At 72.3% G+C, this 18,534-nt stretch carries 20 protein-coding genes; 14 read left to right on the top strand and 6 right to left on the bottom strand.

Annotation, left to right across the window (positions count from 1 at the left end):
• Window positions 1-112: 112 nt before the first annotated feature.
• Complete coding sequence (locus tag P2424_RS03655) at window positions 113-853, top strand: alpha/beta hydrolase (RefSeq protein ID WP_276474350.1); 741 nt, start codon at window positions 113-115, stop codon at window positions 851-853.
• A 168-nt stretch (window positions 854-1,021) separates the two neighbouring features.
• Here the strand turns inward: P2424_RS03655 and P2424_RS03650 are convergent, their stop codons facing one another.
• The 3 genes from P2424_RS03650 to P2424_RS03640 form a co-directional block, all read right to left on the bottom strand.
• Window positions 1,022-1,465, bottom strand: coding sequence for a MarR family transcriptional regulator (locus P2424_RS03650; RefSeq protein ID WP_276474349.1), 444 nt, complete (start codon window positions 1,463-1,465; stop codon window positions 1,022-1,024).
• The gene (locus P2424_RS03645) at window positions 1,462-1,974 is read right to left on the bottom strand and encodes a winged helix DNA-binding protein (protein ID WP_276474348.1); all 513 of its coding nucleotides are present in this window, start codon (window positions 1,972-1,974) and stop codon (window positions 1,462-1,464) included. Before P2424_RS03645 ends, P2424_RS03650 begins: the two co-directional genes overlap by 4 nt.
• Before the next feature lie 188 nt (window positions 1,975-2,162).
• The gene (locus P2424_RS03640) at window positions 2,163-2,768 is read right to left on the bottom strand and encodes a dihydrofolate reductase family protein (protein WP_276474347.1); all 606 of its coding nucleotides are present in this window, start codon (window positions 2,766-2,768) and stop codon (window positions 2,163-2,165) included.
• 239 nt (window positions 2,769-3,007) lie between these two features.
• On the opposite strand from P2424_RS03640, the gene argC reads away from it, so the two are divergent.
• From argC to P2424_RS03615, 5 genes are read left to right on the top strand one after another with little or no spacing between them, the layout of a single operon-like run.
• Window positions 3,008-4,036 carry an N-acetyl-gamma-glutamyl-phosphate reductase gene (argC, locus tag P2424_RS03635; protein ID WP_276474346.1) on the top strand — a complete coding sequence of 343 codons (1,029 nt, stop codon included), beginning with the start codon at window positions 3,008-3,010 and terminating at the stop codon, window positions 4,034-4,036.
• A complete protein-coding gene (gene argJ, locus P2424_RS03630) occupies window positions 4,033-5,205 on the top strand; it encodes a bifunctional glutamate N-acetyltransferase/amino-acid acetyltransferase ArgJ (RefSeq protein WP_276474345.1) in 1,173 nt (390 codons plus the stop codon). The genes argC and argJ overlap by 4 nt, the downstream gene beginning before the upstream one ends.
• On the top strand, window positions 5,202-6,173 hold the full coding sequence (gene argB / locus P2424_RS03625; protein WP_276474344.1) for an acetylglutamate kinase: 972 nt from the start codon (window positions 5,202-5,204) through the stop codon (window positions 6,171-6,173). Before argJ ends, argB begins: the two co-directional genes overlap by 4 nt.
• Window positions 6,170-7,378: an acetylornithine transaminase gene (locus P2424_RS03620; RefSeq protein WP_276474343.1), complete on the top strand. Its 1,209-nt coding sequence runs from the start codon at window positions 6,170-6,172 to the stop codon at window positions 7,376-7,378. Before argB ends, P2424_RS03620 begins: the two co-directional genes overlap by 4 nt.
• 34 nt (window positions 7,379-7,412) lie before the next feature.
• The gene (locus P2424_RS03615) at window positions 7,413-7,940 is read left to right on the top strand and encodes an arginine repressor (RefSeq protein ID WP_019360065.1); all 528 of its coding nucleotides are present in this window, start codon (window positions 7,413-7,415) and stop codon (window positions 7,938-7,940) included.
• Window positions 7,941-7,973: 33 nt separating this feature from the next.
• Here P2424_RS03615 and P2424_RS03610 read toward each other — a convergent pair whose 3' ends face one another.
• Window positions 7,974-9,110 (bottom strand): bile acid:sodium symporter family protein, encoded by a 1,137-nt coding sequence (locus tag P2424_RS03610; protein WP_276474342.1) that lies wholly within the window; start codon window positions 9,108-9,110, stop codon window positions 7,974-7,976.
• 382 nt (window positions 9,111-9,492) lie between these two features.
• Between P2424_RS03610 and P2424_RS03605 the strand changes: the two genes are divergently transcribed.
• The gene (locus P2424_RS03605) at window positions 9,493-9,873 is read left to right on the top strand and encodes a DUF488 family protein (protein WP_027760486.1); all 381 of its coding nucleotides are present in this window, start codon (window positions 9,493-9,495) and stop codon (window positions 9,871-9,873) included.
• A gap of 150 nt (window positions 9,874-10,023) precedes the next feature.
• Here the strand turns inward: P2424_RS03605 and P2424_RS03600 are convergent, their stop codons facing one another.
• Window positions 10,024-10,329, bottom strand: a complete 306-nt coding sequence (locus P2424_RS03600) for a 4a-hydroxytetrahydrobiopterin dehydratase (protein WP_037785744.1) — start codon at window positions 10,327-10,329, stop codon at window positions 10,024-10,026.
• A 10-nt stretch (window positions 10,330-10,339) separates the two neighbouring features.
• A complete protein-coding gene (locus tag P2424_RS03595) occupies window positions 10,340-11,608 on the bottom strand; it encodes a Twin-arginine translocation pathway signal (protein ID WP_276474341.1) in 1,269 nt (422 codons plus the stop codon).
• Between the two features lie 146 nt (window positions 11,609-11,754).
• Between P2424_RS03595 and P2424_RS03590 the strand changes: the two genes are divergently transcribed.
• The 7 genes from P2424_RS03590 (at window position 11,755) to P2424_RS03560 (ending at window position 18,364) form a co-directional block, all read left to right on the top strand.
• Window positions 11,755-12,006, top strand: a complete 252-nt coding sequence (locus P2424_RS03590) for a hypothetical protein (RefSeq protein WP_276474340.1) — start codon at window positions 11,755-11,757, stop codon at window positions 12,004-12,006.
• A gap of 302 nt (window positions 12,007-12,308) precedes the next feature.
• Complete coding sequence (locus P2424_RS03585; protein ID WP_276474339.1) at window positions 12,309-12,704, top strand: hypothetical protein; 396 nt, start codon at window positions 12,309-12,311, stop codon at window positions 12,702-12,704.
• Window positions 12,701-12,895 (top strand): hypothetical protein, encoded by a 195-nt coding sequence (locus tag P2424_RS03580; RefSeq protein ID WP_276474338.1) that lies wholly within the window; start codon window positions 12,701-12,703, stop codon window positions 12,893-12,895. Before P2424_RS03585 ends, P2424_RS03580 begins: the two co-directional genes overlap by 4 nt.
• Before the next feature lie 371 nt (window positions 12,896-13,266).
• Window positions 13,267-14,463, top strand: a complete 1,197-nt coding sequence (locus P2424_RS03575; RefSeq protein ID WP_276474337.1) for an argininosuccinate synthase — start codon at window positions 13,267-13,269, stop codon at window positions 14,461-14,463.
• An 88-nt stretch (window positions 14,464-14,551) separates the two neighbouring features.
• Window positions 14,552-15,997 (top strand): argininosuccinate lyase, encoded by a 1,446-nt coding sequence (gene argH / locus P2424_RS03570; protein WP_276474336.1) that lies wholly within the window; start codon window positions 14,552-14,554, stop codon window positions 15,995-15,997.
• Between the two features lie 201 nt (window positions 15,998-16,198).
• Window positions 16,199-17,167 carry an aldo/keto reductase gene (locus P2424_RS03565; protein ID WP_276474335.1) on the top strand — a complete coding sequence of 323 codons (969 nt, stop codon included), beginning with the start codon at window positions 16,199-16,201 and terminating at the stop codon, window positions 17,165-17,167.
• A gap of 111 nt (window positions 17,168-17,278) precedes the next feature.
• The gene (locus tag P2424_RS03560; RefSeq protein WP_276474334.1) at window positions 17,279-18,364 is read left to right on the top strand and encodes an alpha/beta hydrolase; all 1,086 of its coding nucleotides are present in this window, start codon (window positions 17,279-17,281) and stop codon (window positions 18,362-18,364) included.
• Window positions 18,365-18,534: the final 170 nt, after the last annotated feature.

Raw genomic sequence — 18,534 nt, 5'->3', positions numbered from 1 at the left:
CGAGGAGGTGGTACCCGTGAACGTTTCGACATGGGTGCTCCTCTTCGAGGTCACGGCCGGGCGATAGGTCGTCCGGGAGCGCCGATCACGCGCACTCCCGAAAGGCACGACCATGCGTTTCACTTCCGAACAGCCCCTCGGTGACGGCGTCCTCGAACGCGAATTCACCCTCGACGGGATCCCCGGCATCCTGTGGACCCCGGCCACCGCCGCCGCCCCCGCACCGGTCCCGCTGATCCTGCTGGGCCACCCCACGCTCGGACTGCGCAGGATGTACCCGCGGTTGGCGGCGCGGGCCCGGCACGCCGCGGCGGACGGATTCGCCACGGCCACCGTCGAACTCCCCGGCAGCGGCGACCGGCCCCGCCTGCCCGTCCTCGAACAGGCCCGCGCCGGCCTGCGCCGGGCCAAGGAGGCCGGTAGTCCGGTCGACGAGGAGATCATCGACGCCCTCGTCCTCCCGCTCGTCGAGGAGGCCGTCCCGGAATGGCGGGCCGCCCTGGACGCCCTGCTGGCGCTGCCCGGGATCGGCGGCCCGGTCGGGTATTCGGGGGGAGTGATCTCCATCGGCATCCGCCTCGCCGCCGTCGAGCCGCGCATCGCCGCAGCCGGCCTCTTCGCCGGGAGCCTCATTCCGCGCGTCATGTTCGAGGAGGCCCGGCGGGTCACCGTTCCGCTGCACGTCCTGTTGCAGTGGGACGACGAGGGCAACGACCGCCAGGCGGCCCTGGACCTGTTCGACGCCTTCGGCTCCGAGGAGAAGTCCCTGCACGCCAACATGGGCGGCCACACCGGCGTCCCGGAGTTCGCCGGGGAGGCCGCGGCCCGGTTCTTCACCCGCCACCTGAAGTGAGGCAGCGGCTGCCGGCCACCCGGCAGCGGTAGCGGGCCGGGCGCTGCGCGGTCCCGGCGCGGCCGACGGGCCTCGCCGCCGCCTGTGACGGAGTTGCTTCAGTCCGCGTGTGCACGCCGACTGAAGCAACTCCGGACCACCGCAGCGCTCCGTTCGGCGGTCGTGCGCTCAGGCCGTCAGCTTTGCGAGCTGCGCGTCGGCCCGCTCGGTGACCAGAGTGAGGACGCGGCCGGCGGCCGCCAGATCCTCGGCGGATATCCCGTCCCAGATGCGGGCGGAGAGGGGGGCGGTTTCCGCTCCGACGGCGGCGAGCACCTCCCGCCCCGCATCCGTGGGGAGAAGGTGTGCGCCGTCCGCGACGATCGACTGTTCGGCCAGCAGTTCGTCGAGAGTGGCGTGGATGCCGACCGGATCGGCCTTGAGAGAGTCCCGGACCCGGGCGACGACGTCGTCCGCCGTCAGCGGAGTACCGGCGGTGACGAGGGTGCGCAGGGTCACCTGCTGCTCGAACGTGAGGCCGTGCCGGGCCAGGACATGTTCCAGGACGCCGCGGGCGGCGTGGTGGGCCAGGCCGAGCATGCGGGCGTCGGCCGCGGGTGCCGTGGTGGTCATGGTGCTCTCCTCTGTGTGGTGCCGTCGCTCCGAGGGGCGACGTCGTCCGGCGCGGGTGGTGCGAGAGGTACGTCGAGCAGGGTCGTCAGCTCGTCGGTGAACGCTTCCGTTCGCGGGCCGCCGAGGCCGCCGAGCGGCTCCAGCAGCTGTTGAAGCAGTTGCTGGACCACCGCGATGGCCTCCCGGGTGACGTCTCGGCCCTGCTCGGTGAGGGAGAGCTGTACGGCGCGGGGGTCGCGGGGATCGCGGGTGCGCTTGATCAGCCCGGCCGACCCCAGGGCCCGCGCCAGCTTCGAGACGTACAGTGCCTCCAGGCCGGTGTGGTCGGCGAGCCGGCGTTGACTGGGCCGCTCGCCGGTCCGCTGCATGCCGTACAGCGACGCGACCAGGCAGTACTGCGCGTGGGTGAGACCCAGCGGAGCCACCGCGCGATCAACTGCGACCCGCCACTTGTTGGCGAGCCGCCATACCAGAAAACCGGGCGTGGGCCCCGGTGCGCCGTTGCTCATGGGCAATAAAGTACATGGCTATTATGTACATGGCTAGTTTCGATCGCGTCAGAGTCTGTGGGCGGGCAGGCGGCGACGAGAGGGCCAGGTGGGCCGGGCGTCCTGACGTTGGCCGTTCGCCCCCTACTGAGGTCTTGCTCCCCGTCGGCGCCGGCCCGGTATCGTCCAGACCGGCGGACGGGGCGACGTCACGCAGGGACGCCGAGCGGCGGGTGCTCGAGCACGCGGGGCTTGTACTCGACCAGCTGGATGCGGCCGTCGAAGGTGCGGTGTTCGATCATCTCGAGGGCAACGTCCGGATAGCCGTCGTAGATGCGTTCTTCGCCTGTGACCCCGGTGATCACCGGGAACATCACGACCCGGAAGCGGTCGACGAGTCCGGCACGTAGCAGGGACCGGCACAGGCCGAGGCTGCCGATCGTGCTGAGGAGCCCCGAGCCACTCGACTTCATGGCGCGGACCGCCTCGACGGCGTCGTCGCGGACGAGCGTCGAGTTGGCCCACGTCAGTGGCTCCTTGAGCGAGGAGGAGAACACCACCTTGGACGCTTGCGTGAGCTCGTCGACGGACGCCTCTTCTTCGGGTCTGAACTCGTCTTGGCCGTTCGGGACCCCGCCTGCGGCGAAGCCCGACATCAGGCGGTAGGTGTTCGCTCCCATCAGGTAGGTGGCCGCGGGCTGCTCGCCGAGCCAGGTGAGGTACTCCGGGCCCTCGAGGCCCCAGAAGCCGGGCCATCCCTGTCCCGATGCATGGCCGTCGAGGGAGGTGATGAAGTCGACGAGAAGCTCCGACATGGCGGTGTCCTTTCGTGGGGTGTCGCGAGCTTGGACCGTCCGGGAGCAACAAACTCATCGGGCGCGCTGTGGAGTGACGAGGAAACGGCCTGGGTCGACCATCACGCTCAGTCGGGCCAGGTGCAACATTCAGGGGCCATCTGAAGTGCTCAGTCACACCGTCCCGGATGGTTGATCACACGATTCATTGCATAAAACTGCTGTGCTGCGTATAGTCATGCCTTCGAGGAGGAGGTCTCATGGCAGTGCGCACGGCAGTGGCGGGAGCGAGCGGGTACGCGGGGGGCGAGGTGCTGCGCCTGCTCGCCGGGCATCCGCAGGTCGAGGTCGGGGCCCTGACCGGGAACAGCAACGCCGGGCAGCGGTTCGGCGCACTCCAGCCGCACCTGGGCCCGTACACCGACCGGGTACTGGAGGAGACCACGGCGGAGCTGCTGCGCGGCCACGACGTGGTCTTCCTCGCCCTCCCGCACGGGCAGTCGGCGGCCGTCGCCGAACAGCTCGGCGACGAGACGCTGATCGTCGACTGCGGCGCGGACTTCCGGCTCGCCGACGCCGCCGCCTGGGAGCGCTTCTACGGCACCCCGCACGCCGGCACCTGGCCCTACGGCCTGCCGGAACTCCCCGGAGCGCGTGCGGCGCTGCGCGGCACCCGGCGGATCGCCGTCCCCGGCTGCTACCCCACCGCCGTCTCCCTCGCGCTCGCGCCCGCCTACACGGCCGGCCTCGCCGAACCGGAGGCCGTGGTCGTCGCGGCGACCGGCACCTCCGGCGCGGGCAAGGCACTCAAACCGCACCTGCTCGGCAGCGAGGTCATGGGCTCCATGAGCCCGTACGGGGTCGGCGGCACCCACCGGCACACCCCCGAGATGGTCCAGAACCTCTCGGCGGCCGCCGGACGCCGGGTCACCGTCTCCTTCACCCCGACGCTCGCCCCGATGCCGCGCGGCATCCTCGCCACCTGCTCCGCCAAGGCCGCCCCCGGCGCCACCGCCGAGCAGGTGCGGGCCGCCTACGAGAAGGCGTACCAGGACGAGCCCTTCGTCACCCTGCTCCCGGAAGGGCAGTGGCCCGCCACCGCCTCCGTCCAGGGCTCCAACGCGGTACACCTCCAGGTCGCCCTGGACCCGGAGGCGGACCGGATCGTCGTCGTCAGCGCGATCGACAACCTCACCAAGGGCACCGCGGGGGGTGCCGTGCAGAGCATGAACATCGCCCTCGGCCTGGACGAGGGACTGGGACTTTCCACGATCGGAGTCGCACCATGAGCGTCACAGCGGCCGGCGGATTCACGGCCGCGGGCATCGCCGCCGGAATCAAGCAGAGCGGGACCCCCGACCTCGCGCTCGTCGTCAACACCGGACCGCGCCAGGCCGCGGCCGGAGTCTTCACCGCCAACCGCGTCAAGGCGGCGCCGGTGCTCTGGTCCGAGCAGGTGCTCAAGGGCGGCCGGGTCTCCGCCGTCATCCTCAACTCCGGCGGCGCCAACGCCTGCACGGGCGCACCCGGCTTCCAGGACACCCACGCCACCGCGGAGAAGACCGCCGCGGCGCTGACCTCCGCCACCGGCACCGAGCACAGCGCCGCCGAGATCGCCGTCGCCTCCACCGGGCTGATCGGGGAGCGGCTGCCGATGGACGCGCTGCTGCCCGGAGTCGAGGCCGCCACCGCCGCGCTCTCCGCGCACGGCGGCGAGAAGGCCGCCCTCGCCATCAAGACGACCGACACCGTGCACAAGACCGCGGTCGTCTCCGACCCCGCGGGCTGGACGGTGGGCGGGATGGCCAAGGGCGCGGGCATGCTCGCGCCGGGCCTGGCCACCATGCTCGTCGTGCTGACCACCGACGCCGACCTGCCGGCGGCGGAACTGGACGCGGCGCTGCGCGCCGCCACCCGCACCACCTTCGACCGGATCGACTCCGACGGCGCCATGTCCACCAACGACACGGTGCTGCTGCTCGCCTCCGGCGCGAGCGGCGTGCGGCCGGAGGCGGCCGGGTTCGCCGAGGCGGTCCGCGCGGTCTGCGCCGACCTGGGGCAGCAGCTCATCCGGGACGCCGAGGGCGCCTCCAAGGACATCCGGATCGAGGTGGTCGGCGCGGCCGACGAGGACGAGGCCGTCACGGTGGGCCGCACCATCGCGCGCAACAACCTCCTCAAGTGCGCCGTGCACGGTGAGGACCCCAACTGGGGCCGGGTGCTGGCCGCCATCGGTACCACCGACGCGGTCTTCGACCCCGACGCGCTGGACGTGTCCATCAACGGGGTGCGGGTCTGCCGCGGCGGCTCGGTCGGCGAGGACCGGAACAAGGTCGACATGCGCTTCCGCGAGGTCCGCATCACCGCCGACCTGCACGCCGGAGCCGCGTCCGCCGTCATCTGGACCAACGATCTGACGGCCGACTACGTCCACGAGAACAGCGCGTACTCGTCATGAGCACCCGGAAGCCGAGCACCCGCAAGCACACCGCGCTGCCCAAGGCGCAGACCCTCGTCGAGGCGCTGCCCTGGCTGACCCGGCACCACGGAAAGACCGTCGTCATCAAGTTCGGCGGGAACGCGATGGTGGACGAGGAGCTGAAGGCGGCCTTCGCGCAGGACGTCGTCTTCCTGCGGCACGCCGGGCTGCGCCCCGTGGTCGTGCACGGCGGGGGCCCGCAGATCAGCAGGCAGCTCGACCGGCTCGGACTGGAGTCGCAGTTCCGCGCCGGTCTGCGGGTGACCACGCCCGAGACCATGGACGTCGTACGGATGGTGCTGGCGGGCCAGGTCCAGCGCGAGCTGGTCAACCTGCTCAACCAGCACGGCCCGCTGGCCGTCGGGATGACCGGCGAGGACGCCCGCATCATGGCGGCGACCAAGCATCTGGCCGAGGTCGATGGCGAGCCCGTCGACCTCGGCCGGGTGGGCCGGATCAGCTCCGTGGAGACGGGGGCGATCGAGGCGCTGCTGGCGGACGGCCGGATCCCGGTGATCTCCTCGATCGCCCGCAGCGCGGACGACGACCACGTCTACAACGTCAACGCCGACACCGCCGCCGCCGCGCTCGCCGCGGCGCTGGGGGCCGAGACGCTGATGGTCCTCACCGACGTGGAGGGCCTGTACGCGGACTGGCCGAACAGCGACGACGTGATCAGCGAGTTGACCGCCGCGGAGCTGGAGAAGCTGCTGCCGGACCTGGCGAGCGGGATGGTGCCCAAGATGGAGGGCTGCCTGCACGCCGTACGCAACGGAGTGCACACCGCCCGGGTGCTGGACGGCCGGGTGCCGCACTCCATCCTGCTGGAGATCTTCACCGACGAGGGCATCGGCACGATGGTCGTGCCCGACGCCGTTCCCGCGCCGCGGCACACTCCGCCCGGCGCGCCGCTGACCGTGGACGACGACGCGGAGGGCCCCGCATGACCATCACGCACGACAACTCCGCCCTCACCGGCCGGTGGCAGGGCGCCCTGATGAACAACTACGGCACCCCACGCATCCCCCTCACCCACGGCGAGGGCAGCAGGCTGTGGGACGCCGAGGGCAAGCAGTACCTCGACTTCGTCGGCGGCATCGCCGTCAACGCGCTCGGCACCGCCCACCCCGCGGTCGTACGGGCCGTCTCCGATCAGGTCGCCACGCTCGGCCACGTCTCCAACCTCTTCATCGCCGAGCCGCCGGTGCTGCTCGCCGAGAAGCTGCTGGAGGTCGCGGGCCGGCCGGGGCGGGTCTACTTCGCCAACTCCGGGGCCGAGGCCGTCGAAGCCGCCTTCAAGATCGGACGGCGCACCGGCCGCTCGGGGATGGTCGCCACTCACGGCGGCTTCCACGGCCGCACCATGGGGGCCCTCGCGTTGACCGGCCAGCCCGGCAAGCAGGATCCTTTCCGGCCGCTGCCCGGTGAGGTCACCCACGTGCCCTACGGCGACGCGGAGGCGCTGCGCGCGGCGGTCACCGAGGACACGGCCTTCGTGATCATCGAGCCGGTCCAGGGCGAGAACGGCGTCGTCGTCCCGCCCGAGGGCTATCTGGCCGCGGCCCGCGAGATCACCGCGGCCACCGGCACGCTGCTGGTGCTGGACGAGATCCAGACCGGCATCGGCCGGACGGGACACTGGCTGGCCTGCCAGGCCGAGGGCGTCGAGCCGGACGTGATCACGCTCGCCAAGGGGCTGGGCGGCGGGCTGCCGCTCGGCGCCGTGCTGGCCTTCGGAGCCGCGGCCGAACTGCTGGAGCCCGGCCAGCACGGCTCCACCTTCGGCGGCAACCCCATCGCCTGCGCCGCCGGGCTCGCCGTACTGGAGACCATCGCGGCCGAGGGGCTGCTCGACCACGTCAAGCGGGTCGCCGCGCGGCTGCGCGAGGGCGTCGCCGGGCTGGGCCATCCCATGGTCGCGCAGGTCCGCGGTGCGGGGCTGCTGCTGGGTATCGTGCTCACCGAGCCGGTCGCGCCGCGCGCGCAGCAGGCGGCGCAGGACGCGGGCTTCCTGGTGAACGCGGTCGCTCCGGACGTCCTCCGGCTCGCTCCGCCGCTGATCGTCGGCGAGGAGGAGGTGGACGCGCTCGTCAGCGCGCTGCCCGCCGTCCTCGACGCGGCAGCGTCCGGCGCCACGGCCGGCAGAGGATGATCCGAAGCAGACGAACCAGAGGGGTACGCGCACGATGACCGAGGAGCAGCACGGGGGACAGGCCGTCCCGCAGACCCGGACGGCCCGGCACCGCCGCATCGTCGACATTCTCAGCAGGCAGCCGGTCCGCTCGCAGAGCCAGCTCGCCAAGCTTCTGGCCGACGACGGGCTCACGGTCACCCAGGCCACCCTCTCCCGGGACCTCGACGAGCTGGGCGCCGTCAAGATCCGCAACACCGGGGGCGAGCTGATCTACGCGGTCCCCGCCGAGGGCGGGGACCCCACCCCGCGGGCTCCGCTGGGCGAGTCGGCCACCGAGGCCCGGATGGCCCGGCTGGCCGGCGAACTCCTCATCTCCGCCGAGGCGTCCGCCAACCTCGTCGTCCTGCGCACCCCGCCGGGCGCCGCGCAGTTCCTCGCCTCGGCCATCGACCAGGCCGGGGTGCACGAGATCATCGGCACCATCGCCGGTGACGACACCCTGCTGCTGATCAGCCGGGACGCCGAGGGCGGCCAGGCGCTGGCCGACCATCTGCTGGCGCTGGCGCAGAAGGAGCGCTGAACACCGGGCCTCGGGGGTGCCGGGGCGGCGCGTTCAGTCCGCGGTGCGCGGCCCGGCGGCCGGCTCCGGGCCGTCGGCTCCGTCCGCTGGATCCGCCGGGACGGCATCCGCCGGGCCGCCCGGGTCCGTCGCTCCGGAGTCTGCCGGGCGGCCCGCGCCGGTGCTCTCCGGCGATGCGCTCCGGGCCGTGGCGCTCCGGTCGCGGTGGGCGAACCAGGCGGCGGCCAGCGCGCCCGAGACGTTGTGCCACACGGAGAAGACGGCGGCCGGCAGCGCCGCGAGCGGACTGAAGTGGGCCGCGGCCAGCGAGGCGGCGAGCCCCGAGTTCTGCATGCCGACCTCGAAGGCCAGCGCGCGCCCGGCCGGTTCGCCGAGCCGGGACAGCCGCCCCACGGCGTAACCGAGCGCCAGGCCCAGGCCGTTGTGCAACACCACCGCCAGGAACACCAGCGCCGCCGCCGACTTGATGGTGCCCGCGCTGCCCGCCACCACGATGGTGACGATGACCGCGATGGTCGCCGTCGACAGCCAGGGCAGCGCGGGCAGCGCCCGTTCGACGGCGCGCCCGGCGAGCAGCCGGACCAGCAGCCCGCCGAGGACCGGCAGCAGCACCGTCTTGACGATGTCGCCGACCATCGAGCCGGTGTCCACGGGCAGGAACTCGCCCGCGAGGAACAGCGTGAGCGGCGGGGTCAGCAGTGGCGCGACGAAGGTGGAGACCGAGGTGACCGAGACCGAGAGTGCCACGTCGCCGCGCGCCAGATACGTCACGACGTTCGACGCCGTCCCGCCCGGTGAGCAGCCGACCAGGATCAGCCCGGCGGCGAGCTGCGGGGACAGGCCCAGGCCCTGGGCGACCAGCCAGCCCAGTCCCGGCATCACGAGGTACTGGGCGGCCAGTCCCAGCGCGACCGCCCAGGGGCGGCGGACGACGCTCCGGAAGTCCGGCATCGTCATCGTCAGCCCCATGCAGAACATCACGACCCCGAGCAGGTAGGGCACCGCCTCGGCGCCGCCCGTGAAGCTGCCGGGGCTGAGCAGGCCGAGCGCGCCCGCGAGCAGGACCAGGAGCGGGAAGAGCGTCACTGCACGGCGCGCTCCGCGTTGCTCGGCGGCCGTCTCGGGGGAGTCGTCGGAGTCGGGCGGGGTGTTCTGCTGTCCGGTTCGCACCCGCAGAGAGAACGCCCTGGTGGGGCCGGTTGGCAAGAGCTGTCTCGCGATGTGATCGCGAACGCCGGGGCATTCCGGCGCGCTCCGGACGCCGCCGCCGGGGAGGCGACCGGGGGAGCGGTGCCCGGGACACGCTCACCCGGCCCGGTTCACCGCGGCCCGGGCGCGCGGACGGTGAGGATGCCCAGCGTGGACTGCGTGGACTGTGTGGGCAGCAGTCCGGAGGCGATCACGCCGAGAGGACGGGCCGGTTCAGCTCCCGCGCCCGTGCGCAGCCCGCCTCGCCCACGGTCCGGCCCGGCGGTCAGGGCGGGAACCCGGAATCAACAATGTGAACATCGTTAACATGCGGGAGCCGGGTGACCGGCCGCACCCTGGCCCCATGGCTGCCGAGAAGAAGCCGAAGATCCGGGTCCGCCGCGTCTACGAGGCGCCCGAGCCCGCCGCGGACGGCGCCCGCGTCCTCGTGGACCGCCTCTGGCCGCGCGGGCTGCGCAAGGAGGAGGCCGCACTGGACGCCTGGTGCAAACAGGTCGCCCCCAGCGCCGAGCTGCGCAAGTGGTACGGACACACCCCGGAGCGCTTCGCGGGGTTCGCCGAGCGCTACCGCGCCGAGCTGGCCACGGATGCGGGCGCCGAGGGCCTCGACGAACTCCTCCGGGCGGCCTCCGGCGCCCGGGTGCTCACCCTGCTGACGGCTTCGAAGGACCTCTCGCTCGCCCACACCCGGGTACTGGAGGAGGTGCTGGGCGAGTCAGGCTGAGCGAGGGGGTGCCGACGAGGCGAAATTCGTGCCCGCGGGCAGCGCATCGGGGCGGACGCGGCGGGGCCGCCCGGTCGCTCCTGCCCCGCCCCATTCCCAGGCGTCGCCATGGCTCCACTCGACGAGAGCTGCCTCGCCCGGCCCCAGGGCTTACCGCGGCTGGGCGTCGTGAGCTGCCGCGATCCGATCGATCCGCGCGGCGAGACCGAAATCGGACGAGGTCAGCTTGTGACCGGCGTCATGCGTGGTGATGGCGAAACGCACATGATCCCAGCGCAGATCGATGTCCGCGTGATGGCCGATCAGCCGTTCAACGTCAGCAACATGCACGATCATCGCGACGCCGCCGTGGTAGCGGATGCCGTAGCTACGGGTGATCTCGTCGCCGGAACGCTGCCAGCCCGGTAGCTCTTCCAGGTGCTCAGTGATCTCCTGTTCGGACAGCACCTGCGGCATGTCGCCCACGTCATCCCCTCTCGTCCACGGGAGCCAGGGCTTCGGCTAGATCCTGGCCGGTGGGCGCATCCTGCCACGGCTTCATGGCACGCTGAAGGGTGTCCAACTCCCGGCGCATCCGCACCGAGCGCGTGTCCATCGCGATCCGCGCCGCCTCCCGGGCCACCTCGACGGCCTGGTCCGGGTCCTGCGCCGCAGCGGCGGCTGTTGCCTGCCGGGCGAGGTAGACGCCTCGGTCGCGTCGCGCCGTGGCCGGAACTTCGTCCAGCACCTGCCTCCACAATGCCCCCGCTTCCCGGCCGAGCCCGAGCCGGCCGTAGCAAGTGGCGCGCTGGACCTCCAGGTAGTTAGGTGTGCGGCGACAGGCGTTCCCCCAGGGCAAGTCGTCGTCCACACGGGAGAGCAGGCCGGACGCCTGGTCGATCAGCGTGTCGACGGCTTGCCGATCGCCGGTGAGGCTGGCCCCGTGGGCCTGCTGCTGAAGGGCCATGACCCGCACCTTCGGTGCCAAGGCGCGCTGGTTCTCCAGCGCGGTCTCACACAGGTCCACGACTCCGTGACCGTCGAGCAGGTCGGTGCGCACCTGTGCCTGGTTGACGAGGGAGTAGCCGACCAAGTGCGGATCGCGGGATCGCAGCGCGATCTCCTGTGTCATTCCCCGCCAGAACGCCGCAGCCCCCATGTCGCCGGCATCTTGGTAGAGCCAGCCGACCAGGGCGGCGTAGGCGGCACCTACCCGTAGCAGTCCGCGACGGGCCTCTCCCTGAGCAACGCGTACCAGGCGGTCGATCAGTTCGTACTGGGCTGAGACCGTGCCGATCAAGTCGTGCGGCCCCAAGAGCATGTCGGCCCGGTAGTGGCCTTCCAACTGCTCCTGGAAGTAGGTGATCAGTGCGGGGTCGACGTGCCGGGAGGGTGTCGGGCCGGCCGTGAGCGCTGCCGCCGTGACCGAGACGAACGCGTGCCGCTTCACGTCATCGCCCGTGGCGTGGCGTTCCTCGCGATGCCAGTCCTCCGGCGCTTCGAAGCCGAGGTCTTCGGGCCAGCGCCCGAAGGCGGCATGAAGGGCGACGGCGTAGTCGTCCCGCGGCCAGCCCGGTCGGGCGGATTCCCAGCGACGCCAAGTGCGGGGCGCCACCTCGAAGTGCAGGTCGTCCAATGCCTCGCGACCTGCCGCCGAAACCCCTTTCGCCGCTGCTTCCTGCGAGCGCCAGCCACGTTTGAGCCGGGCTGCCCGCAGAGCGTCGTTGCCGCCTGCGGATGCAGTGTGAGGTGTCATCGGTCGCGCTCCCGAGCGTGGCCGCTAAGTGGCCGCTAAGCGGCCACCGTTCGGCCTGGTTGGCGTGTGTCCCGCCCGACCATCATCCAAGCGTGACAAGAACGCGTACACGGGAACGTGCGAACTCGGCCACGAAAGAGGGCGTCATGACGGCCACCAGCGGGGCCCCCTTCAAGCGCGGTGACTATGTGGTGGACGAGGCCACCCGGCAGAGGATGCCGCCGGAGCCCGCGTGGGTGGGCCGGGTGCAGACCGTCCTGGACGCCGGGCACGTCCGGCTCGTCACCCCGCACGGCGCGGAGTGGACGGCCCGGGTCGAGAACCTGACCGAGGCCGAGGCATCCCAGCGGGCCGCCTACGACGCCGCCGTCCCCCACCGCGTGGGAGCCCGGCGGTGAGCCGGCTGCGCCTGCGCGTCTCCCGCGACGGCGGCCGCACCTGGACCCCACGGCGCACACTCCGCGGCGGCGGACGCACCCCCGTCAGCTCGACGTGGCCGCCCTGCGCATGTCCGCGCTGCCGACCAGGGGACGCCCGCCATGCCGACTGAACCCGCAACGTCCACGGCCCGCCGCGGCACCTGGTACGGCACCTGCCCGCGCTGCAAGAAGCCGCTCAGCCCCGCGTCCGGCAGCGACGAGAAGGGCCGCGTCGTCAGCATCCGCTGCCGCGAGTGCGACTCCCAGAAGGACACCCCCCCGTGTCTGACAACCCCGACAGCCCCCTCCAGTCCCTGCGCCGCCAGTTGCGCGAGCACCTGCACCGGCACGGCCGCCGCAGCCTCGGCTCCCCCTTCCTCCACGCCCTATGGAACCTCACCGGGCCCGGCCCCCGCGCCGACTGCCTGCGGCGCCTCGCCTGGCACGCCCGGCACCAGACACTGACCTGGCCGACCAGCCGCGGGACCTGCTACGCGGCGGACCTGCAACAGGCCGCCCGTCTTCACGGCGATCTCGCCGCGTTCGAGGTGCCGCTGGACAGCATGCCCGAGGACTGCGGCCAGCAGATGGAGGCCGCCCTGTCCCTCCTCGCCGCCTGCCCGGACCGCAGCGCGGCGCTCCCTGTCGAGATCGCCGAACCGCACGACACGCCATGACCGCGACCAACCTCGACCCGGACTCGCCGGACCGCGAGCACCTGCCGTGCGTCTACTGCGCCCAGTACCGGGCCCAGATCACCCGCGCCCAGCACCAGGAGGAGCCGAAGCTGGAGGCCGTCCTCCACGACGTCCTGCACCTCCACTGGCAGGAGAAGCACGCCGGGGCGCGGCTGCTGCACGCCACCTGACCCCACCCAGGTGGACCGTCGTGCACGGGGGTCCCATGCAACGCGCGTCGGTCACCGAGGGGCAAGGCCAACCGCGTCCGGCGTGCGACCGCACGCCGGACGCCACAGAAGGGGTGGTCCCGTGGCGTGCGCCATGGAGGCCATGACAGGCCGAACGACCCTCGGCGCGGACAGGGCCGACCGCCTCCCGACCCGCATCGTCAAGGACCACCTCGGATTCGACCTCCCCTCCGGCGCCTCCGGCGGCAGAGCGGCCGGTCCGGCGGCCGACGGTACCGCAGCGGCTGCGTCGCAGGTCAGGCACGCGTTGACGAATCATACGGAGGAGTGCATACTTATACTAGTCAGCGCATGCACGTAAGGAGAAGCCAGTGACCGAGCGCGTCGTACTCGCCTACTCAGGCGGCCTGGACACCTCAGTCTGCATCGGCTGGATCGCCGAGGAGACCGGTGCCGAGGTCGTCGCCGTCGCCGTCGATGTCGGGCAGGGCGGCGAGGACCTGGATGTCATCCGCAAGCGCGCGCTGGCCTGCGGTGCCGTCGAGGCCGAGGTCGCCGACGCCAAGGACGAGTTCGCCGAGGACTACTGCCTTCCGGCGATCAAGGCCAACGCGCTCTACATGGACCGCTACCCGCTGGTCTCCGCCCTCTCCCGGCCCACCATCGTCAAGCACCTGGTGAGCGCCGCCCGGAAGCATGGCGCCGGCACGGTCGCCCACGGCTGCACCGGCAAGGGCAACGACCAGGTGCGGTTCGAGGCCGGCATCTCCTCCCTAGCCCCCGAGCTGAAGTGCATCGCGCCGGTCCGCGACTACGCCATGACCCGGGACAAGGCCATCGCCTTCTGCGAGGAGAAGGGCCTGCCCATCGCGACGTCCAAGAAGTCGCCCTACTCCATCGACCAGAACGTCTTCGGCCGCGCGGTGGAGACCGGCTTCCTCGAGGACATCTGGAACGCGCCGATCGAGGACGTGTACGAGTACACCTCCAACCCCGCCACCCCGCGGGAGGCCGACGAGGTCGTCATCACGTTCGAGAAGGGCGTGCCCGTCGCCCTGGACGGCAAGCCCGTCACCGTCCTGCAGGCCGTCCAGCAGCTCAACGAGCGGGCCGGGGCCCAGGGCATCGGCCGGATCGACATGGTCGAGGACCGGCTGGTGGGCATCAAGTCCCGCGAAGTCTACGAGTCCCCGGGCGGCATCGCGCTGATCACCGCCCACCAGGAGCTGGAGAACGTCACGGTCGAGCGCGAGCTGGCCCGCTACAAGCGGCAGGTCGAGCAGCGGTGGACCGAACTGGTCTACGACGGCATGTGGTTCTCCCCGCTCAAGCGGGCCCTGGACGGCTTCATCGACGAGGCCAATGAGCACGTCTCGGGCGACATCCGGATGACGCTGCACGGCGGGCGCGCGGTGGTCACCGGCCGCCGGTCCGACCAGTCGCTGTACGACTTCAACCTGGCCACCTACGACACCGGGGACACCTTCGACCAGTCGATGTCGAAGGGGTTCATCGAGATCTTCGGCCTCAGCAGCAAGATGGCCGCCAAGCGCGACCAGCAGGCGTAAGCTCGTCGGCCCTGCCCCGCCCTTCCGTTCGTCGGGAAGGGCGGGGCAGGGCCACTCTCTCCACCACCACACGGACAGGCACCCACCAGTGAGCAGCGAGAACAGCGACAGCGCCGACAACGGGGACGTCCGCCTCTGGGGCGGGCGCTTCGCGGACGGCCCGGCGGAGGCCCTCGAGAAGCTCTCCGCATCGGTCCACTTCGACTGGCGCCTGGCGCCGTACGACATCGCGGGCTCCCGCGCCCACGCCCGAGTCCTGCGCACGGCCGGGCTGCTCACCGGCGACGAGCTGGAGCGGATGCTCGACGGCCTCGACGCGCTCGAACGGGATGTCGCCTCCGGCGACTTCCAGGGCACGATCGCCGACGAGGACGTGCACACGGCCCTGGAGCGCGGCCTCCTGGAGCGGCTGGGCAAGGAGCTCGGCGGCAAGCTCCGTGCGGGCCGGTCCCGCAACGACCAGGTCGCCACCCTCTTCCGGATGTACCTGCGGGACCACGCCCGGGTCCTCGGCGGCCTGCTGGCCGATCTGCAGGGCGCGCTCGTCGGTCTCGCCGAGGCGCACCCGGACGTGGCGATGCCGGGCCGCACCCATCTCCAGCACGCCCAGCCCGTCCTCTTCGCGCACCACGTCCTGGCGCACGCCCAGGCGATCGCCCGGGACGCGGAGCGGCTGCGGCAGTGGGACACCCGCACCGCGGTCTCCCCCTACGGCTCGGGAGCGCTGGCGGGCTCGTCGCTCGGCCTCGACCCGGAGGCCGTCGCCGCCGACCTCGGCTTCGAGGGTGGCAGCGCGGCGAACTCGATCGACGGCACGGCCTCCCGCGACTTCGTCGCGGAGTTCGCGTTCGTCACCGCGATGATCGGCGTCGATGTCTCCAAGATCGCCGAGGAGGTCATCCTCTGGAACACGAAGGAGTTCTCCTTCGTGACGCTGCACGACGCCTTCTCGACCGGTTCCTCGATCATGCCGCAGAAGAAGAACCCGGACATCGCCGAGCTGGCGCGCGGCAAGTCCGGTCGGCTGATCGGCAATCTGACCGGGCTGATGGCGACGCTCAAGGCCCTGCCGCTGGCCTACAACCGGGACCTCCAGGAGGACAAGGAGCCGGTCTTCGACTCCATCGACCAACTGGAGCTGCTGCTGCCCGCGTTCACCGGCATGATGGGGACGCTGACGGTGCACGGCGACCGGATGGCCGAGCTGGCACCCGCCGGATTCTCGCTGGCCACGGACATCGCCGAGTGGCTGGTCAAACGGGGCGTCCCGTTCCGGGTGGCGCACGAGGTGGCGGGCGCCTGCGTGCAGGAGTGCGAGCGTACGGGCATCGAGCTGGACGAGCTGACCGACGCGCAGTTCGCCGCGCTCTCGCCGCACCTCACCCCCCAGGTGCGCGAGGTGCTGAACGTGCCGGGCGCGCTGGCGGCCCGGGACGCCAAGGGCGGCACCGCGCCCTTGGCGGTGGCCGCGCAGCTCGCCGACTTCCGCGCCGACCTCGACGAGCAGCGCGCCTGGGCGGACGCCAAGCGCTGACCGCCCGCCCGCGCCTGCCCGCCGGTCCTGCCGTCCGTCCGCGCGCGCCCGTCCCCGCCCCGGGGGCCGGCCGGTGCGTGGATGAGCGCGCCCGGCGACACTTACGGGCCCCGCACCGGGTGCGGGGTCCGGAGGCGTGTGCCGGGTACGGTGGAGCGACCGGAGTCGCCACCGTCGAAACCGCAAGGCCGGGAGCAGCCGATGTCCTTCGCCCGTCTCGCCTCTGCCACCACACCGACGGCCCACCTCGGCCTCGGGCTGGCCGCCGTCGGCCGTCCCGCCTACCTCACGCTCGGCCGGGAGGCGGACCTGCCCGCGGAGCGCACCCCGGAGGCGATGCGGGCCCGGACGTACGAACTCCTGGACGCCGCCTACGCGCAGGGCGTGCGCTATCTCGACGTGGCCCGCTCCTACGGGCGGGCCGAGGAGTTCCTGGCGGACTGGCTGCGCGAGCACCCGGAGGCCGACGTCGTCGTCGGCAGCAAGTGGGGCTACACCTATGTGGGCGAGTGGCGCACGGACGCCGAGGTGCACGAGGTCAAAGACCATTCCCTGGCGGCGTTCGAGCGGCAGCTCGCGGAGACCCGGGAGCTGCTGGGGGACCGGCTCGACCTGTACCAGATCCACTCGGTGACCCCGGACAGCCCCGCGCTGACGGACGCCGCGCTGCATCAGCGGCTGGCCGAACTGGCCACCGAGGGCGTCACGGTCGGCTTCAGCACCAGCGGCCCGGCGCAGGCCGACGCCATCCGCGCCGCACTGGCGGTCACCGTGGACGGCGAGCCGCTCTTCCGCACCGTCCAGAGCACCTACAACCTGCTGGAGACCTCCGCCGCCGACGCACTGGCCGAGGCGCACGAGGCGGGTCTGACGGTACTGGTCAAGGAAGCCCTGGCCAATGGCCGGCTGGCGGGCGGCCAGGAGCCCCGGGACCTGCATCTGGCGGCCGAGGCCGCGGACTCCACTCCGGATGCCGTCGCGCTGGCCGCCGTCCTGCGGCAGCCGTGGGCCGGGGTCGTGCTCTCCGGTGCCGCCACCGTGGGCGCGCTGCACTCCAACCTGCTGGCCACCGCGGTCGACCTGGACGAGACCCAACTGGCCCTGCCGGGCGACCTGGTGGAGGAGCCGGAGGTCTACTGGCGGCGCCGCGCGGAGCTGCCCTGGGAGTGACGTCGCAGGTCACCCCGGTGGCGGAGCGGCAGAGACACGGATTTCGTTGCATGTTAAACGGACTCTGGGGCAGGTGGTCTCCCGCACATTGAGACACTGGGAGACCGAGAAATGAAAAAGGCATCGAGAGCCGCGCTGGCGCTCACCCTCTCCGTGGCCGCGGTGGCCGGCGGGATCGGCTTCACCGCCGGAGCCTCGCAGGCCGAAGCCTCCAGGAAGCCCGAGCCCGTGGTCCAGGACCGGTTCGACCCGCTCGGCCCGCCGATGCACCAGCTGCGGCACGAGGGCCGCACCGTGCACTACGCCGACACCGGGGAGAGCGGCGGCACCCCCGTGCTCTTCATGGGCGGTACCGGCACCACGGCCCGCGCCTCGGGCATGACGGAGTTCCTGCGCACCACCCGGCAGAAACTGGACCTGCGGATGATCTCCGTGGAGCGGAACGGTCTCGGCGACACGGAGTTCGACCCGAAGCTGGGCTTCGCGGACTACACCTCCGACGTGCGCGCCGTCCTCGACGAGCTCGGCATCCGCAAGGCGCCCGTGGTCGCGATCTCCGGGGGCGGCCCCTACGCGGCGCACTTCGCCGCGGCCGCGCCCGGACGGGTCTCCTCACTGCACCTGGCGGCGGCGCTCCCGCCCTACGGTGAGAAGCCCGGATACTGCGGCAAGAGCGACGAGGAACTGGCGGCGGCCGTCCGGGAACAGATCCGCGACCCGCGTGCGTGGTGGGCCTTCCCCGAGGACAGCCCGGTGCGGAAGATCCCCGGCTTCACCGACCGGGCCGAGGAGGACGGCGCCCGCTCCTACTACCTGCGCGGCCAGCTGGGCGACCCCGAGGCGCAGGTCCACGAGCAGCGGCTGTACTGCGAGCGCCCCGGCCCCGACCTGTCCGGACTCCGGGCGCCGGCCTTCGTGTACACGGGTGCGAAGGACACCACCGTCCCGCCCGCGACGCAGGCCCGCTGGGCCGACGCGCTGCCCCGCGAGCCGGTCACCCGCCGCTACGACGACAGCGGCCACGACGTGCAGTACCGCCACTGGGACCAGATCCTGCTGGATGTCGCCGGTTACGCGGACCGCACGGCCGTCTGCACCGGCAAGGGGAGCGGCAGCAGGACCCGGGTGCTGCCGGAGAAGGCCGCCGAACGGGCCCTGAGAAAGGGCGCCACCCTGGGGAGCTGCGCCTGGCGCTGACCGCGCCCGCCGGGCCCGCGGCGGGCGGCGTCCGCCGTACGGGGGCCGCCCGCCGCCGGGGCGGGCGCGCCGTCCTCGGTGAGCAGCTCCTGAGCCGGGCCGGCCCGGCCGCCACGCCCCGCCGCCCTCATGCGGCGGGGCGCTTTGCATGCCTCACATGCGACATGAAT

The organism is Streptomyces sp. WMMB303 (assembly GCF_029351045.1).
GTDB lineage: Bacteria > Actinomycetota > Actinomycetes > Streptomycetales > Streptomycetaceae > Streptomyces.
Note: the sequence above shows the minus strand (reverse complement) of the source record. Positions and strands in the feature narration are given on the sequence as shown.

Excerpts from the sequence above, each read along its gene's own strand:
- P2424_RS03590 (WP_276474340.1), top strand. The coding sequence starts at position 11,755 with ATGACGGCCACCAGCGGGGCCCCCTTCAAGCGCGGTGACTATGTGGTG.
- P2424_RS03565 (WP_276474335.1), top strand. The coding sequence starts at position 16,199 with ATGTCCTTCGCCCGTCTCGCCTCTGCCACCACACCGACGGCCCACCTC.
- argJ (WP_276474345.1), top strand. The coding sequence starts at position 4,033 with ATGAGCGTCACAGCGGCCGGCGGATTCACGGCCGCGGGCATCGCCGCC.
- P2424_RS03655 (WP_276474350.1), top strand. The coding sequence starts at position 113 with ATGCGTTTCACTTCCGAACAGCCCCTCGGTGACGGCGTCCTCGAACGC.
- P2424_RS03645 (WP_276474348.1), bottom strand. The coding sequence starts at position 1,974 with ATGAGCAACGGCGCACCGGGGCCCACGCCCGGTTTTCTGGTATGGCGG.
- P2424_RS03560 (WP_276474334.1), top strand. The coding sequence starts at position 17,279 with ATGAAAAAGGCATCGAGAGCCGCGCTGGCGCTCACCCTCTCCGTGGCC.
- P2424_RS03595 (WP_276474341.1), bottom strand. The coding sequence starts at position 11,608 with ATGACACCTCACACTGCATCCGCAGGCGGCAACGACGCTCTGCGGGCA.
- P2424_RS03605 (WP_027760486.1), top strand. The coding sequence starts at position 9,493 with ATGGCTGCCGAGAAGAAGCCGAAGATCCGGGTCCGCCGCGTCTACGAG.
- P2424_RS03640 (WP_276474347.1), bottom strand. The coding sequence starts at position 2,768 with ATGTCGGAGCTTCTCGTCGACTTCATCACCTCCCTCGACGGCCATGCA.
- argC (WP_276474346.1), top strand. The coding sequence starts at position 3,008 with ATGGCAGTGCGCACGGCAGTGGCGGGAGCGAGCGGGTACGCGGGGGGC.
- P2424_RS03650 (WP_276474349.1), bottom strand. The coding sequence starts at position 1,465 with ATGACCACCACGGCACCCGCGGCCGACGCCCGCATGCTCGGCCTGGCC.
- P2424_RS03620 (WP_276474343.1), top strand. The coding sequence starts at position 6,170 with ATGACCATCACGCACGACAACTCCGCCCTCACCGGCCGGTGGCAGGGC.
- P2424_RS03580 (WP_276474338.1), top strand. The coding sequence starts at position 12,701 with ATGACCGCGACCAACCTCGACCCGGACTCGCCGGACCGCGAGCACCTG.
- P2424_RS03615 (WP_019360065.1), top strand. The coding sequence starts at position 7,413 with ATGACCGAGGAGCAGCACGGGGGACAGGCCGTCCCGCAGACCCGGACG.
- P2424_RS03600 (WP_037785744.1), bottom strand. The coding sequence starts at position 10,329 with ATGCCGCAGGTGCTGTCCGAACAGGAGATCACTGAGCACCTGGAAGAG.
- argB (WP_276474344.1), top strand. The coding sequence starts at position 5,202 with ATGAGCACCCGGAAGCCGAGCACCCGCAAGCACACCGCGCTGCCCAAG.